The following is a 16,649-nucleotide window of genomic DNA, read 5'->3' on the forward strand; positions in this document are numbered from 1 at the left end:
CAAGCCGGCTCCTACAATGCATATGCGGCTTGCCGCCGCCGTACTTCTTCACGCACCGCCGGAATGATCCAGCGTCCGTAATCCACTGTGTCGTACAACGGGTCGTATCCCCGGTTGAGAAAGGTCGTCACTCCCAGGTCCACATAGTCGAGCAACGCCTGGGCCACGGTTTCCGGGGTGCCGACCAGGGCGGTGGTGTCGCCGTAGGCACCGACAGCGGTGGCGGTGGGCATCCATAGGGCGCGGTCGTGGCGGTCGCCCTGGGCGGCGGCGGCCAGCAGGCGTTCGGAGCCGGTGCCCTTGATCCGTTTCTGCCACGGGCTGCCTGCGGCAAACTGCGGGTTGGCCTTGATCTGCGCGAGGATCTGCTCGGCCCGTTGCCATGCCAGTTCCTCGGTCGCGCCCAGGATCAGGCGCACCGACAAACTCACCCGTGGCGCCTGCACCCCCGCCGCGCTGGCGGCGGCCTTGAGCTTGCCGATCTGTTCGGCGACGCCGCTCAACGGTTCGCCCCACAGCGCGTAGAGGTCCGCATGCTTGACCGCAATCTGATAGGCAATGTCCGACGAGCCGCCAAACGAGATTGGGATATGGGGCTGCTGCAAGGGCTTGACCGGCGAGAACGCGCCCTTGATGTTGAAGTACTCGCCCTCGAAGTCGAACGGCTCTTCGGCGGTCCAGGTGCGCCGCACAATCTCCAAGTACTCATCGGTGCGTTTGTAGCGCGCGGTCTTGTCCAGCAGGAAGTCACCTTCCTGGGGTTCGGCGGTGATCCCGGTAATCGCGTGCAGGCGGATTCGCCCGCCACCGGTGGTGTGATCCAGGGTGGCGAATGAGCGGGCGGCGACCGTCGGCGGGGTCAGGCCCGGCCGGTGGGCGATCATGAAACCCAGGCGCTCGGTGTGGGCCGCCGCATACGCGGCGATCTGCAAGCTGTCGGCGCTGCCGGGGCCGCTGGCGATCAGCACGCGGTCAAAGCCCGCATGCTCATGGGCGCGCGCATGGTGGCGGATAAAATCGAGGTCAAAGTCGGGGCTGCGAACGCCACGGGTCTCGGACCACTGGCGAGGGAAAATCATGCCGACAAATTCAATGGACATGGGGTGCTCCGGTCAGAACTGATAGTCGACCTGGGCCAGCAGCGTGCGGCCAGGCATGGGTTGCAAAAAAGTATTGGTGGAACCGGCCAGGCCGCTGACGAAGTTCAGCTCGTTGGTCAGGTTCAGCACGCGCAAGGTGGTGCTCCACTGCGGCTGGCGGTAGTACACGGCAAGGTCGAGGTTGTATTCGTTGGGGATCTTCACGGTCTTGCTCAGGTTCAAGTACCAACTGCTGGTCCACCAGCCGGACAGTTCGGCACCCAAGCCTGAGTCGAAGCGATAATCCACATAGCCACTGGCGGTGTATTCGGGGATCTGCACCGCATCAAAGCGCCCGGACGCGCGCTGGTTGAGGCTGTTGTTATCGCCAAACACGGTGCCGTTGTCGGGGATGAACCCGGCGGAGGCAAAGCCGGCCTGGGAGGTGAATTCGTTGTAGGCATTGAGCTTGGACAGGTTCAGGCCGCTGCGCAGATGCTCGTCGGGCTGGTAGCGCACGGTGGCCTCGACGCCTTTGATGATCAGCCTGGCAATGTTGTTATTGCTGTCGGGCGCCTGGTCCCGGGCCTGCTTGAAGGCGGCCAGGGTCATGAACAGCTCGTTGGGCACGGCCTCGACCTTGACCCCCACTTCGTGCAACACGCTCAGGCTCTGGAACGCCAGCGGGTTGAGCTGGTTGGCGCCAGTGCCGCTGCCCCAGCCCAGGCCGTTGGAAAAGAACCCGGTGTTGACGGCCAGCGAACGGTCGAAGGTGTAGTAGAGCGTGGTGTTGTCCGTGGGCTTGACGTAGGGGCTGAGCTGGAAGGCAAACAGGCGGTAGTTGTCGCTGTCCTGGCGCCGATTGCCACCGGCCAGCACGAACGGGTTCTCGATCTCGGCTTCGATCCAGCTGCGGCTGGCGCCGATATTCAAGCCCAGGTAATCGCCATATTTGAGGTTGTGCTGGCTGAACAGGGTTTTGGTGACCCAGGTGCTTTCGGCGGTGTAGGGCGCTACCGACTCGGCGTACAACCCATGCCCGGCCGGGAACATCGCCGGCAGGCTCAACCAGCCGTAGTAGTTGGAGTATTGCGCGACGCCCGGTTGGCCGATCCACGCCCCATTGCCGCCGGCCGGGTTGGCACCGGTCAGGCCCAGCAGGTCGCCGGGGTTCTTGCCGGACGGGTTTTGGGTCAGGTCATAGGCGTTGATGGTCGAGCCGAAGCTGTTGTTGGCGGCAATCGACTGGTTGGACTCACGGCGGTAAATCAGCCCGCTGTTGCTGTCATCGCGCAGGGTCCAGGGGCCGAGGCGGGTTTCATTGCGTGAGCGAAACTCAAAGCGGTTGTCGAAGATATTGTCCTTGGACTGCACCTGGAACGCGCCCACCGCGTCGGTGGTGTCCCGGGAGCGCTGGTAGAACGTGCTGTTGGCGACGGTGATGGTCGGCGACAGGTCGGCCTCGATGCGCAGTTGGGTGGTAAAGCGCCGGGAGCTGCTTTCGTCCTCCTTGCGTTGCCCGGTTTGCGACGATAACGAGCGTTCGCCATTGCCTGCCAACGTGGGGTCATATACCCAGCCGCGCAGGCTGCCGGGGTTGGCCTGGGTGTTGGGCGAGGCATTCTGGAAGCTGCCGTCGACCACGGCGTATTGGCCCTGGGCATTGCGCTGGCGCTGCACCCAGCCCAGGGTCGGGGCATCGGCGGCCCCCGAGGCCAGGACCGGCGACCACAGGGTGTTGCCGTTCTGGATAATCGGCGTGGCGCGGCCGGCGTAATACTTGCCGTGGTCCACCAGGTCCTGGGTTGCGCGGTTCCAGCCGTGGGTGATGTTGTAGTCGTAGTAATCGTCGTAGCTGGCGTTCCAGTCCACCCGCACATTGTCATTGCGCCAGGCCAGGGCACCGTAGAACGCGTCGAAATTGTTGTCGACGTTGTCGTAGAAGTCCTCCTGGCGCTGCTTGGTGATACTCAGGCGATAGGCCAGGTTGTCGCTGAGCGGGCCGGTGTTATCGACACTGAACTTGCCGCTGCTGCGTGAGGTGCCATCGGGTATCCACGAGCCCACTTCGCCGCTGAGCCTGGTCTTGAACTGGTTGAAGTCGGGTTTCTTGCTCAGGTAGTTGACGTAGCCGCCACTGCCGGACACCGAGCCATAGGTCACCGACGAAGGCCCGGCGACGATATCGGCGCCTTCATAGGCGTTGAAATTGGCCGGATGGCGCACGCCATAAGCGCGTTGGCCATCCTGGAACACTTCCGAGCCCTGGGCGCGGAACTGCGGGGCAATCCCGGCGTTCTGCCCACCGCCGCGGGTGATGCCGGGGGCATATTTGACCAGGTCGTCGGCGCTGCGGATCGAGTCGTTGGCCAACTGCTCGGCATTGATCTGCACAACTGAGCGTGGCGTGTCGAGCACCTTGGTTTCGGTGCCGCCATAGACCGAGGTCGGTGGGCGGGTGGGCAGGGCGTCGTCCTCGGACGCGCTGGCACTGGCCTGCACGGTTACGGTTTGCAGTTGGGTATCGGCGGCAAAGGCCTGGATTGGCAGGCCTGCCGCCAGCAGCAGGGGTAAACGCAAGGCGATAGCGTGCATGGCAAAAATGCCTCATCAAAAAATAAAAGGATGGCCCCCTGTAGGAGCCGGCTTGCCGGCGATGAGGCCCTTGAGGTTTGCTGTGTTTTCAAGGACGCCATCGCCGGCAAGCCGGCTCCTACAGGGGCGTCAGGCGCTGTCTTTGAGCCAGAGTTTTTCAAAGCGCCAGGTGCTGAACAGCGACTCTTCGGCCTGTGCGCCGCCAACGCGGGTGGACACGCCGTCGAGCAGGTCGGCATAGCCCCAGATCAACATGCCACCGCGCTCGTACTGGATCTGCTGCACCTGATGCACCAGTGCCTTGCGTTTTTCCAGGTCGGGCTGGGCCATGGCGGCCAGGAACAGTTCGCTGAACTGCGGGTCGTGGAAGTGGGTTTTATTGGACACTGCAAACGGTGCATCGGTGTGAATCGCACTGGCGAGGAACGGCGCGCCGATGCTGCCGCCGGTGCTCAGCGCCCAGTCGTTTTTCTGCGGGCCCTGGAAGGTCGCCAGGTCCACCTGCTTGACCTTGAGGGTCACGCCAATGCGCTTGGCTTGTTCGGCCAGCACCAGGGCCGAACTCAAACCGGTGCCGGGCGTGGTGATCAGCTCCACTTCAAGGTTCTCCTGGCCCGCTGCCTTGAGCAGTTGCGCTGCCCGTTGCGGGTCGTAGGGGCGCGGGCCGAGGCTGTGGTTGAAGGTCGGGTCGCTGGGCGCATACAGGTCGTTGGCCACCCGGCCCTGGCCGTTGAGGGCGCGGCGCACCAGTTCTTCGCGGTCGGCCATCAGGCGCAAGGCTTCGCGCACCCTGGGGTCGTTGAACGGCGGCTTGTCCAGGTTCATATCGAACGACAGCCAATTGCCGCTCACCGATTTGATCACCTGCAGGCGCGGGTCCTTGGCCAGGATCGGCAACTGCTCGGTGGGCAGCACGTTGGCCATGTCGATCTGCCCGGCGCGCAGGGCGGCCAGGCGTGACACCTGATCCTTGAAGTCGATGATTTCCAGCTCGTCGGCGTAGGGCTTGCCGTCCTTGTAGTAGTTCTCGAAACGGGTAAACAGCGAGCGCTGGCCGGGGGTGAAACTCTTGAGTTTGTAGGGCCCGGCACCCACCGGGTTGGTGACGGGGTGGTAATCCACCGGCACGATCCCGCCGAAGTTGACCCAGGTTTCCGCCAGCGGCAGGTAGCTGCGCCCGTCGCGAAAGCTCAGGCGCACGGTACGGTTGTCGAGCTTGACCAGGTTGTCGCGGTCCACCCAGTGCAACAGCGCGGCATAGGGCGAAGCCAGCTGCGGGTCGGTGAGGCGGCGGATCGAGAAGATCAGGTCATCGGCGTCGATGGTCTTGCCATTGTGAAACTCCAGGCCCGGGCGCAGGCGCAGGGTCCACGCGCTGGCGTCGGCATTCGGCTCTGCCAGCTCGGCCAGGGCCAGGCGCGGTTGCATCTGCTCGTCCCATTCCCACAGTTTGCTGTACAGCGCAAAGCCGCGCACGATGCCGCTGCCAATGGGCTTGTGGGCATCGAGGTTGCCGCTCTGGTTGCCGTCGAGGATCCCCAGGCGCAGGCGCCCACCGTAACGCGGCTGGTCATTGGCAATGCCGGCTGCCGGTGTGTCGGCGGGACCGCAACCGGCCAGCAGCAGGCCGCCGCCGACGGTGGCGCTGTAGCCGAGAAAGTCCCGGCGGCTGAGCAGTAAGGTCATGGTGTCAGGCTCCGCCATTGGCCGAGTGCAGCGCGCGCACGGGTTCCGGGGCGCGGCTTAGTTCGGCACGTTCATTGCGAAAGTGCGGCAGGATGTGCTCGCCCAGGCGATAGGCCTCTTCCAGGTTCGGGTAGCCGGCAAGGAAGAACAGGTCGATGCCAATGGCGTTGTACTCACGGATCCGCGCCACCACGTTCTCGTAGCTGCCCACCAGCGCACAGCCAGGCGGGATGCCGATGTAGCCGAAGCCAGTCCACACATTGGGATGGATAAAAAAGTCCTCGAAGCCCTGGGTTTCGTTTTTCTCGGCAAAGCCTTGCTCGTAGCTCAACTTGCGCGCGGTGCGCAGGCCCGCGTGGGCGGCCACGGCCTTGACCGCGCCACGGGCGATGCCCTCGTCGAAGAAACGCTTGGCTTCGGTGCGCGCCAGTTCCTCGGTTTCGCGGGTGATGACGTCAATCGATAGGCCAAAGCGGATATCCGTGCGCCCCCACCTCAAGGCGCGCTCGCGCAAGTCTGCGATCAATGCCGCGATTTCGTCGGGATGCTCGGCGCGCATCAGGTAGAAATCGGCATGCTTGGCGGCAAACTCGCGGGCGGCGATGGACGAGCCGGCGGTGCAGATCAGCGGCAGCTCGGCCTTCTTCAACGGCCCGCGCAGCCCGCCACCATCGGCCTTGTAGAACTTGCCGTCGTAGTGGAAGGTCTCGTTGTGCCAGTAGCCCTTGACCACATCCATGAACTCGGTGGCGCGCTCATAGCGTTCGTCGTGGTCGCTGAAATCGCCGACCTGGCGCTGGATGGCGTCCGAACCGCCGTTGATGATGTTCCACACCAGGCGGTTGCCGGTGGCGCGCTGGTAGGTGGCAGCCTGTTGCACCGCGACCCACGGGGTGTAGTGGTAGGGCTGGAACGCCGTGACAAACTGCAGGGTGCGGGTTTCCCGGGCCAGCAGCGAGCACACCGTCCACGGTTCTTCGCCGGTGGGCGCGTTGACCATCAGCGCGCCGCCAAAGCCATTGATTTCGGCGGCCTTGGCGATTTGCCCGAGGTAGTCGATATAAGTGAAGTGATCGCCGACGCTGAAGCCGGACACCGCGCCGGTACTGGCGCCGCCCCGATGCCAGTCGCCACGGTTGCGCGGGTCGCCGGGCAAAAACTGGGTCTCGCCGTGCAGTGGCAGGCGGGTGAAGAATTCGATGCTCATGAAAACCTCCGGCTTATTGCACGCTGGGATTGCAGATCGGCGTGATCGGTTGGTCGTTGATGACCTTGTGGGCGAAAGGCACGGAGTCCTTCAGCGAGGCATTGACCGTCGGGCTATGGCCCAGACCCTTGTACAGGTGGCCCTCGACGATGGAGCCGGCTTTGCACGCGTCCTGCATCAGTGCCACTTGGGTGGACGCCGCCGGGGTCTTGTCCTCGGCGCCGGTGCCGATAAATACCGGCTGTGCGGTTTTCAGGGTGGGGTACGACACTTGCGCCAGCCACGGAGCGAGCTGCTTGCCCTGGTAGTCCTTCTTCGCGTTGGCCGGGGTCAGGCCGATGCCTTCGACGTCGCTGACCAGCGCCGCCAGGCAACTGGTGCGCGCCTGCTCGAACAGCGGCAGGGCCTTGTCGGTATAGAAGTCCCGGGGGTCGATGCTCGGGTCATATTGCTGGGCCGCGAGCAAGGTATAGAAGCCGTAGGCCAGGGACGCGTCGACCTTGTTGGGGTCCTGTTCACCCACGTTTTTCGCGCCGACGGTGTAGATCACCCCGGTGCCGATGCTGCCCTTGACCCCAAGGTCGGGCGCATAGGTGGCGGCATATGCGGCCGAGGCAAACGCGCCGGCGCCGCCCTGGGACTGGCCGACAATCAGCACCTTGTTCGCCAGCCCAGGCACGCCCGCCACCACGGCCTTGGCCGCATCGAGAATGCCGTAGGCGGCCATGCGATTGTTCAGCAACGGATGCCCGCCGGGGACGCCCAGGCCCTGATAATCGGTGGCGACCACGGCAAACCCTTCATCCAGCCAGCGGCTGAGGTACTGCACGTCACGGTACGAACGGCCCTGCCACGACGGCGCGCACACATCAGCGACCCCGACCGTGCCATGCCCCCAACTGGCCACCGGCCAACCGCCGGCCGGAGCCTTGCCCTTGGGCAGGAACAGGGTGCCGGAGACCACCACCGGGGTTTTGTTGTCGATGCCATCGGTGGAGGTATAGAGAATGCGCTGGGCACTGGCGGCATTGGGCAGGCTCAGGGTTTTTTCCAGGGGTTCGCTGCGCAGCAGTTTGCCGGGGGTGGCCGGGATGACTTTTTCCCAGGTGTAGAACGCCGAGACACGGCCATCGCCTTGCAGTGGGTCGGGCTTGGGCGCGTGCACGTCGGCCGCCAGGGCGCTCATGGACAGTGCCAGGATGCTGAGGCCGAAGGCGAAGGAGCGGGGCAGATTCATCGGTAATTTCCCTATCAAGGTTGGGTGCTGACCTGGCCACGCAGGGCAGGCCAGTAGTCGGTGAGTTGCAGGTCGATCAGGGCCTGGCGGGTAAAGCCGGTGGCCAGGGACGGGCTGATGTCGTAGTGGTCGCGGATCAGGTGGTTGGCCAGGGCGTAGGCCGTCAGCGCCTGGTAGTGGGCCTTGAGCTGCGCGTCGCTTTTCGGCGCCCAGCGTTCTTGCCAGGCCACCGGGTCGTCCTGGTCGTCACGGCGCAGCACGCTTTCAGCGGTGCCGGCGCGCGAAGACAATTGGTAATAGGCGTCCTGGTTCTGCGTCTGGGAAATCCACCAGGCAGCCTTGACCCAGGCCGTGGCGAGCAATTGGGTGATATCCGGGTGCTGCTGCACAAAGGCGTCGGTGCCCCACAGGTCGGAGATCAGCCGCCAGTCGTTGCTGCCTTGCTTGGTCGACCAGATGATCTTGCCCACGCCTTTGTCTTCCAGGGCATAGGCCTCGCTCAACAGCACCGCTGCATCGACCTTGCCGGCCGACACCGCCGCCGCGCCGACTTGCGGGTTGAGGTTGGCAATCTTGAAGTCGTCGAGCTTGAGGCCCTTGCTCGCCAGGAAGTTACTGAAGGCAAACTCCCAGGGGCGGCCACGGTGCAGGGCCAGGCGCTTGCCCTTGAGGTCCTCGATGCTGTTGGCGCTGGAGCCGGCGGGCACCACCAGGTAGATGTTATTGCCGCTGCCGCCGGGCACGATCAACTTGCCCGGCACGCCACCGGCTCCGGCGATCACCGAGGGCAGGTCACCGCGCACGGCGAAGTCCAGGGTGTTGTTGCTGAAGCCTTCGTTGATCTGCGGGCCGGCGCCGGCGTGGGGCAGGGCGATCCATTGCAGCTTGATCCCGCGCTCGCGCAGTTGCGTTTCCAGCCAGCCATCCTCGATCACCCGCCCGGCGATCCCACCGAATACCGGCTTGCCGCCCTGGGTGTAGGCGACGATGGCGATTTTTACCGAGGCTGGCGGCTGCGCCAGCGCGAGCGTGCTGACCAGCACAGCGAACAATGCGGCGATCCATTTATTCATCGAAATTCCCCTGCCAATTTGAAGACCTGCCCTGGTAGAAGCCCGGCTTGCCGGCGATGAGGCCGTTGAGCCTTGCAGCGTTTAACCGCACGCCATCGCCGGCAAGCCGGCTCCTCCAGGGGAGGGTGTTGGCAGGGAGAGAGCAGATTGCATGCCAGCGTCGCTCGAATTCCCTCAGAGCCCCAACAACCGTGGCCTGTAGCGTTTGGCGCGGGGCGCTGGCGCACGCCCGGTTGTTGATGGATAGACAGGCAACTGCTGGCCGGTTGCTGCTCCAGCAGCAGCCGTGGCGTGCAGTGTTGGTATATGCGAAATGGGAATATATAAATACGAATTAATAATTAAATGGTCTAGAAAACTTCATGCACTATTGAGCACGCGCTTTTATTGCCAGGAATGCACCATGTCGTTGATCACTCATCCCAATGCCCGCGAATTGACCAAGTCGGTGCGTGCCACCGTGCTGGTGTTCAAGGACCCGCGCTCCCAGGAATTGCTGGCGCGGATCGAGCGCCTGGCGCCCAGCGAGGCCAATACCTTGATCATTGGCGAAACGGGCACCGGCAAGGAACTGGTGGCGCGGCACATCCATAACCTGAGCCGGCGCGGCCGCGAACCGTTTGTGGCGGTGAACTGCGGGGCCTTTGCCGAAACCCTGGTGGAGAGCGAGTTGTTCGGCCATGAAAAAGGTGCGTTCACCGGCGCCACCACCCATAAGGCCGGTTGGTTCGAAGCGGCCAACGGCGGCACGTTGTTCCTCGATGAAATTGGCGATTTGCCGTTGAACATGCAGGTCAAGTTACTGCGGGTGTTGCAGGAGCGCGAAGTGGTGCGCCTGGGCTCGCGCACGCCGATCCCGATCAATGTGCGCCTGGTGGCCGCCACCAACGTCAACCTGGCCGACGCGGTGGTCGCCGGGCATTTTCGCGAGGATCTGTTCTACCGCCTGCACGTCGCGACCATCCGCCTGCCGCCACTGCGCGAACGCCCCGGCGACATCCTGCCCCTGGCGGAGTTTTTCCTCGAAGAACATTGCCAGCGCCTGGGCTACAACCGCGCAAGCCTGAGCCCGGAAGCCGAGCGCAAAATGCTCGAGCACAGCTGGCCGGGCAACATTCGCGAACTGGAGAACGCCATCCACCACGCCTTGCTGGTGTGCCGCAACCAACGGGTGCAGCCTGCGGACCTGCACCTGGTGGACATGCGCTCGTCCGGCATCCGCCAGGACGAAGCCAACCACGCCCTGCCGGCCCCCAGCGGCCCGGTGGACCTGGAAGCGGCGCTCAATGCACTGTTCGAGCAGAACATCCCGGACCTTTACGAGCACATTGAAGAAACCGTGTTTCGTGCAGCGTATCGCTACTGCCATGGCAACCAATTGCAGACCGGGCGCTTGCTCAATATCAGCCGCAATATCGTGCGGGCGCGGCTGGAGAAGATAGGGGAGTTGGGCAAGCCGGCGTTGCTTGAGGGGCAGTGATGAGGTTGGGCCGCCTGGCAGCCGAACCTGTGGGAGCGGGCTTGCCCGCGATGGCGGTATTGGTTGACTGACCGCTATCGCTGGTAAACCCGCTCCTGCAAGAGGGATGCAATTTTGCATTCCCCCAGCCCTCAGAAATCGGCAATAAACTGCACCCCACCCACCACCGCTCCACGGGTTTGCGTCACCCCACCCGGATATTTCACATATTGCAGGTTAGGCCGCACCATCAGCCATTGGGTGGCCTGCACGCCGTAGTTGACCTCGTAGCTGTATTCGCGCCGCTGTTCAGGCAGATCCCCTATGCCCGTCACACCCGTGCGTGCGTTGAGTGCCTGGGTGTTGTCGGTATAGCGGTCACTGACCTTAAGTTTCGACGCACCGACGCCAAAAGTGTCATGCGGCCGCGCGTCGAAGGGGCCTCGGTAGATCAGGCCGACCTGCACCAGGCTCTTGATCATGCTTTTGTCCGGGTCGTTCATGGCAAGGTTGGCAAACACGTTGAGCCCGCGTTTGTCGTTGCCATCGACAGTGGTCAGTTGCTGTTGGCCCGACAACCACCAGCCGGCATTGCTCGAATACATCCGGTAGGGTTTCTGGCTGCTGGCTGCATAGTTGCCGTCAGCGTCCTTGAGCATGTCCTGGGTGTCGGCATTGGCGTAGTAGTAGCCGGCGTGGTATTCCGAACTGAGGCCGCCGATGCGCCCCTTCCAGATGGCTTCGACAGGGAAGCTGGTGCCTTGGGAGCCGCTGATGAACGGCTTGAAGCCATTGCTCGCCTCGGCGTTGCCAGGGTTTTTGTCGTAGGCGCCAACCTGCACCGCGAACACGTCGGTGAACTGGTATTTGGCACGCACCGCCCATTGGCTGATGGGGAAACTGTTCCACACGCCATTCCAGTTGCCTTCCTGGGAACCGCACAGGGTCACGTTCTGGAACTCGCAGGGGAACTGGTCAAAGTCCTCGCCATGGCCGAAGCGCCCCAGTTTCACGGCCAGCTTGCGCTCGAAGAACTTCTGCTCGTACCAGAACTGTGACAGGCGCCAGGCATTGCCGCCGCCGAACACTTCCATGGTCGAGGTCAGGCCGGTGGCGTCGGGGTGATGTACGCGGTCATTGGTAATGTCCTTGCCATGGCGCTCGCCGATGCCGATGCGCAAGGTTGCGTCCTGCCAGCCCCAGAGTTTTTGCAGGTCCATGGTTACGCCGAGGATCAGTTGATCGCTCCAGCGCGCAGTCATATGGGAGTCATAGCCGCCGCCGAGGTTGGAGCCCACTTCGCCGACGTATTTGAGGGTGAAGTCATAGCCCTGTTCGGCGAGCTGCGGGCGCAGGCCGTTCCAGTCGCCGAGCATGGCCGGGGAGCCAGGGTCCAGCAGGCCGGCGCTCAGGGCGCAGGTGGAAACCGTGCTGCATAGCAGGGCCAGGGGGAGGTTGATGCGCATGAGTGCTCCTTGGTTTTATTGTTGTTATCCGGGGTAAAACACAAATTCCAGGTACACACAGACCTCCAGTGTGGGAGAGGGCTGGCTCGCGATGGCGGTGGTTCAGTGATGAATCGGCTGACTGACACACTGCTATTGCGAGCAAGCCCGCTCCCACATTGGATCTTTGGTGTGTGGGGGCGGTGTCGGGGGTTACTGCAAGTTGACGAACAACCCGCCATCCACCAGCAACGAGGCGCCGGTTACGTAGCGCGCCATGTCCGAGGCCAGGAACACGATCGGCCCGGCGACGTCGTCCGGTTCGCCCAGGCGGCCCAGGGGTGTGCGGGAGGCCATGTAGGCGAGTTTTTCTGCGTCAGCCAGGTCTTGCTTGTTGATGTCGGTGGCGATGGTGCCCGGCAGTACCGAGTTGCAGCGAATGCCATAAGGCCCCAGGGCGATGGCGCAGGATTGCATCAACGAATGCAGGCCGGCCTTGGTCGGGGTGTAGTGGGTCTGCATGCCGCCACCTACCAGGGCGCTGATGGAACTGACGGCAATGATCGCGCCGCCACGGCCCTGGTTCTTCATCTGGTTGGCCGCCGCCTGCACGGCGAAGTAGGCGCCGTTGAGGTTGGTATTGACCGTCTTGAGGTAGACCTCGCGCGGCATGTCGAGGAACGAATGGAACGGGCAGATCCCGGCGTTGTTGACGAACACATCGACACTGCCGAAGGCCTCGACTGCCCCCGCCACCAGCTTGTCGCCGGTGTCCGGGTCGGCGGCATCACCGCCTACTTCAATGGCCTGGCCACCGAACGCGCGGATCTCCTCGATCAACGACAGCGCGGCCTGGGTGCCTTGCGTGCTGGCGCTATGGCCGATCACCACACGGGCGCCCTGGCGTGCACATTCGCGGGCGGCAGCGCGGCCGATGCCACGGGAGGCGCCGGTGATGATCACGGTTTTGTCTGCTAGCAACATGGGAAATCTCCTGGAAAAAATATAACGCTGTTGTAGGAGCAAGCTCGCCCCGACAAAAAGGCATTGCGGCCTCAGCCGAGGTAATTACCGTAGCCAACCATGGCAATGGCGCCGAGGATCACCGCGATCCCGGCCACCAGCACGCCCTTGTTGGCCGTGCTGGTGCCGTGCCATTCGCGAAAGTAGAGGCCCCAGCAATTGGACACAATGATGATGAAAGACATGTGCAACACCCACGAGCTGGCGTCGTTCTGCAGGCGGCTTTCGCCCATGCCGTAGAAAAAGAATTGCAAGAACCACAAGGTCCCGGCGCACGCCACCAGCAGGTAGTTGCGCAATAGCGGGGCGTTGCGGTCGGTGTAGTTGTGGAACGTGCGGTTGCGCCAGTTCAGCCACAGGCACCAGATGCCGTTGGTGGTCAGGCCACCCCACATGATCACCATGAACGTCACGTTGTTCTGGAACAGGCTGTTGGCGCCATGTTCCACGGCGGCGGCGGCCAGTGGGCGCCCGGCGGAAATACCGTAGCTGAAGCAGGCGCTCAACACCCCGGAAATCACCGCCACCAGCATGCCCTTGCCCAGGGCGAACTCGCTGACGCTGGCGAACTTTACCGCCTGGGACACTTCCCGTTCCTTGATCAGCCCGGCCTTGCCGCACACCGCGATGCCGATCAGCGACACGGCCACGCCCCACAGCACCCAATGCCCGCCTTGTGAGGCAAGCATCGAGGTCAGGGTGCCCTCTGTCTCGTGGGTGAACAGGTCGCGGTACAAGGCGGGCATCAGGGCGCCGAGGGCCGAGGTCAGGCCCATGATCAGCGACATGCCCAAAGACAGCCCCAGGTAGCGCATGGTCAGGCCGAACGTCAGCCCGCCGATGCCCCACAGCACGCCGAACATATAGGTCCAGAGCAGGGTGCTGGTGTCGGCGTTGCGCAGGATTTCGACCCAGCTGGGTACGGTCAATTGCGCGGCAATCAGCGGCACGATCAGCCACGACACCAGGCCGCCGGTGATCCAGTAGCTTTCCCAGGCCCAGCCACCAACTTTTTTGTAGGGGATGTAGAAACTGCCGGAGGCAAAGCCACCGATCAAATGCAGAATCACACCGAGGAGAATGATTTCCACGTGTTCGAATCCTTTTTATTGTTGTGATGAGGAGCCAATGGCTCAGTCGGGCGTAAGGCTGAACATCGGTTCAAGATCCACGCTGACCGGTGCGTTATCCGCGTGGCTGGGCATGATGTCTTGCATGTATTGCCACCAGCGTTGCATCAGCGCGGTACCGGGCAGGGCGTCCAGGCCGTGCTCATCGGTATGGGTCAATACGGCGAACAGCGCGTTGGTGGACGCGTCGAGGAAGATCCGGTAGTCCAGCACGCCGGCATCGCGCAGGGCCTGGGCCAGTTCCGGCCAGATCTGCTCATGGCGCCGGCGGTACTCGGCAGCCATGCCGGGGTTGAGGTTCATGCGAAAGGCACGGGTCGGCATCAGAGGCCTCCAGGTGGCAGTGTCGGGCTGTAGATACGCACGGCGTTGTGCAGGAAGAATTTTTCCTGCACGGCCTGGGGCTGATCAGCCATGCAGCGTTTGACCAGGCCCAGGGTGGTGGCGAAATCGGCCAGGTGGTCGCTGTTGGGCCAGTCGCTGCCGAAGAAGCAGCGGTCTTCGCCAAACGCGTCCCACAGCACGGCCAGGCGGTCGTTGTAGAACGCGGTGTCGACGATCAAGCCGTCGGGCCCGTGCTGGGGGATTTCTGCCAGTTTGGCGAACACATTGGGCCGTTCGGCCAAGCGCAGCAGGTCGGCGTGGTAGGCCGCTTCCTGGCCCGCAGGGACCTGGGCATTGGGCAGGTGATCGACAATGATGCGCAGCTGCGGCAGGGCGTCGCTCAGGTGCAGCAGGCCCTTGATCAATCGTGGCTCAGGGTTGGCGCTGTCCAGGCACCGCCCGCAATCGGCGAGCTGGCGCAGGCCGTCGATGAACCCTGGACGGGTTTGGTCCACCAGCAAATCACGCTGCCACAGGTTGCCGTAGCGCAGGCCCAGGAACAGCGGCTCGTAGGCGAGCGCGGCAAGGTCGCCGGCAAATTGTGGGTGCAGCGGGTCGAGATTGCCGACAAAGCCAAGCATCCGAGGGTCACTGCGCAGGGTTTGCAGCAACCAATGGTTGTCGTCGCGCCACGGGCTGGCTTCCACGGCGATTGCGCCGATCACCTGGTGTTCGGCGGCCAATGCCCAGTAATCCTCGGGCAGATGCGCGGCGTACAAACGGTTGCCCGGCTCGGGCCACGGGATGCCCTGGGGGCGGCGTGGGTCGAACAGGTGCAGGTGGCTGTCGATGATCGGGCCGTTGTAGAGGTTGGCAATGCTCATTGCGTAATCCTTGTTGGAAGGGGTGGTTGTTGGGGCCGGCACTCGCGTGTCGGCGCCCGTTGCCCCACCTCAGCTCTGCAGGTACACCACATGGGTATGGGTGTATTCGTACAGGCCGTGCTTGCCATCGGCGCCGCCGATCCCGGATTTGCGCACGCCGGCATGGAAGCCCTGCATCGCCTCGAAGTTCTCGCGGTTGACGTAGGTTTCGCCAAAGGCCAACTCGCGCACCGCATGCATGGCCTTGCCCAGGTCACGGGTGTAGATCGAGGAGGTCAGGCCATAGTCGCAGTCGTTGGCCAGGGCGATGGCTTCGTCGAGGTCGTCGATGATTTGGACGGGCAGCACCGGACCGAAGATTTCTTCGCGCATGATATCCATGTCGGCGCGGCCACCGGCCAATACCGTGGGCTGGAAGTGAAAGCCTGCGCCGAGGTCGGCAATCTGTCCGCCCGTGACCAGGCTTGCGCCCTGGGCGAGGGCGGTGCGCACCTTGCGGTTGACGTTGTCCAGGCCCTGGCGGTTGATCAGCGGGCCCATCTCCACATCGGCCTGGGCCAGTGGGTCGCCGTAGCGGGTGGCGGCCATCGCCGCGCTGATGCGCTCGATAAACTGGTCGGCGACGCTGCGCTGCACGTACACCCGTTCGGCGCAGTTGCATACCTGGCCGCTGTTGATGATCCGCGAATCACGGATGGCCTTGACCGCCAGTTCCAGGTCGGCATCGGCCAGGACAATCGCCGGCGCCTTGCCACCCAGCTCCAGGTTGAGCTTGGTGATGTTGGGTGCTGCGGCGGTCATGATCCGCGAGCCGGTGGCGACGCTGCCGGTAAAGCTAATCATGTCCACGCCCTTGTGAGCGGTGAGGGCGCCGCCGACCTGGCCGTCGCCACACACCACGTTGAACACCCCCGCCGGCAGGTCGGTCTCGGCCACCAGCCGGGCGAATTCAAAGCAGTTGTTCGGCGTTTCTTCGCTGGGCTTGATCACGATGGTATTGCCGGTCAACAGCGCCGGGGCCATCTTGCGGGCGATGAGGAAGAACGGGAAGTTCCACGGCAGGATCCCCGCTACCACGCCCAGGGGCTTGCGGAACAGGAAGATGTTTTCGTTGGGCCGGTCGCTGGTGATGATCTCGCCTTCGATGCGGCGCGCCCATTCGGCCATGTAGTCGAGGTAGTCGGCGGTGAAGTTGACTTCAACCTCAGCCAGGCTGCTGATCTTGCCCTGTTCCAGAGTGATGGTGCGGGCCAGGTGGGCGACGTTTTCCCGCAGCTTGGCGGCGATGCGCCGCAAGTGCCCGGCGCGTTCGATGGCCGGTTTGCGCGCCCAGTCCTGTTGCGCGGCGCGGGCGGCGGCCAGGGCCTGGTCGACATCCTCGGCAGTGGCGGCCGGCACTTTGGACAGCAGCGCGCCGGTGGCGGGGTTGAGCACGTCGATGTGGGCGCTGCTTGGAGTAAAGCGGCCGTTGATGAAGTTCTGGTAGACCGGAACGGATGACATGGCA

At 63.6% G+C, this 16,649-nt stretch carries 13 protein-coding genes; 1 reads left to right on the forward strand and 12 read right to left on the reverse strand.

The features are described from left to right. Positions 1-11 precede the first annotated feature (11 nt). The 6 genes from HBO12_RS01955 to HBO12_RS01980 form a co-directional block, all read right to left on the reverse strand. Complete coding sequence (locus HBO12_RS01955) at positions 12-1,100, reverse strand: LLM class flavin-dependent oxidoreductase (RefSeq protein WP_169953152.1); 1,089 nt, start codon at positions 1,098-1,100, stop codon at positions 12-14. Positions 1,101-1,112: 12 nt separating this feature from the next. Further along, positions 1,113-3,674, reverse strand: coding sequence for a TonB-dependent receptor plug domain-containing protein (locus tag HBO12_RS01960; RefSeq protein ID WP_170041275.1), 2,562 nt, complete (start codon positions 3,672-3,674; stop codon positions 1,113-1,115). Positions 3,675-3,803: 129 nt separating this feature from the next. Further along, entirely contained in the window at positions 3,804-5,360 is a 1,557-nt protein-coding gene (locus HBO12_RS01965) for an ABC transporter substrate-binding protein (RefSeq protein WP_432754218.1), read from the reverse strand. Positions 5,361-5,364: 4 nt separating this feature from the next. Beyond that, positions 5,365-6,567, reverse strand: a complete 1,203-nt coding sequence (locus HBO12_RS01970; RefSeq protein ID WP_170041277.1) for an LLM class flavin-dependent oxidoreductase — start codon at positions 6,565-6,567, stop codon at positions 5,365-5,367. Between the two features lie 13 nt (positions 6,568-6,580). Next, positions 6,581-7,804 (reverse strand): alpha/beta hydrolase, encoded by a 1,224-nt coding sequence (locus HBO12_RS01975; protein ID WP_170041278.1) that lies wholly within the window; start codon positions 7,802-7,804, stop codon positions 6,581-6,583. A 14-nt stretch (positions 7,805-7,818) separates the two neighbouring features. After that, positions 7,819-8,877, reverse strand: coding sequence for an ABC transporter substrate-binding protein (locus HBO12_RS01980; RefSeq protein WP_170041279.1), 1,059 nt, complete (start codon positions 8,875-8,877; stop codon positions 7,819-7,821). Positions 8,878-9,280: 403 nt separating this feature from the next. Here HBO12_RS01980 and HBO12_RS01985 point away from each other — a divergent pair, with 403 nt between their 5' ends. Beyond that, a complete protein-coding gene (locus HBO12_RS01985) occupies positions 9,281-10,357 on the forward strand; it encodes a sigma-54 interaction domain-containing protein (RefSeq protein WP_169953164.1) in 1,077 nt (358 codons plus the stop codon). A 131-nt stretch (positions 10,358-10,488) separates the two neighbouring features. Here HBO12_RS01985 and HBO12_RS01990 read toward each other — a convergent pair whose 3' ends face one another. From HBO12_RS01990 to aldA, 6 genes are all read right to left on the reverse strand, one after another. Next, on the reverse strand, positions 10,489-11,802 hold the full coding sequence (locus HBO12_RS01990; RefSeq protein WP_170041280.1) for a carbohydrate porin: 1,314 nt from the start codon (positions 11,800-11,802) through the stop codon (positions 10,489-10,491). A gap of 192 nt (positions 11,803-11,994) precedes the next feature. Further along, positions 11,995-12,765, reverse strand: coding sequence for an SDR family NAD(P)-dependent oxidoreductase (locus tag HBO12_RS01995; RefSeq protein WP_170041281.1), 771 nt, complete (start codon positions 12,763-12,765; stop codon positions 11,995-11,997). Positions 12,766-12,836: 71 nt separating this feature from the next. Beyond that, complete coding sequence (gene rhaT, locus HBO12_RS02000) at positions 12,837-13,895, reverse strand: L-rhamnose/proton symporter RhaT (RefSeq protein WP_170041282.1); 1,059 nt, start codon at positions 13,893-13,895, stop codon at positions 12,837-12,839. A 42-nt stretch (positions 13,896-13,937) separates the two neighbouring features. Further along, positions 13,938-14,258, reverse strand: a complete 321-nt coding sequence (gene rhaM, locus HBO12_RS02005; protein WP_170041283.1) for an L-rhamnose mutarotase — start codon at positions 14,256-14,258, stop codon at positions 13,938-13,940. Next, a complete protein-coding gene (locus tag HBO12_RS02010) occupies positions 14,258-15,142 on the reverse strand; it encodes an amidohydrolase family protein (RefSeq protein WP_170041284.1) in 885 nt (294 codons plus the stop codon). Before HBO12_RS02010 ends, rhaM begins: the two co-directional genes overlap by 1 nt. Positions 15,143-15,211: 69 nt before the next feature. Beyond that, positions 15,212-16,645 carry an aldehyde dehydrogenase gene (gene aldA, locus HBO12_RS02015; RefSeq protein ID WP_170041285.1) on the reverse strand — a complete coding sequence of 478 codons (1,434 nt, stop codon included), beginning with the start codon at positions 16,643-16,645 and terminating at the stop codon, positions 15,212-15,214. Between the last annotated feature and the right edge of the window lie 4 nt (positions 16,646-16,649).

The sequence above is a fragment of the Pseudomonas sp. WS 5059 genome (genome assembly GCF_012985525.1).
GTDB lineage: Bacteria > Pseudomonadota > Gammaproteobacteria > Pseudomonadales > Pseudomonadaceae > Aquipseudomonas.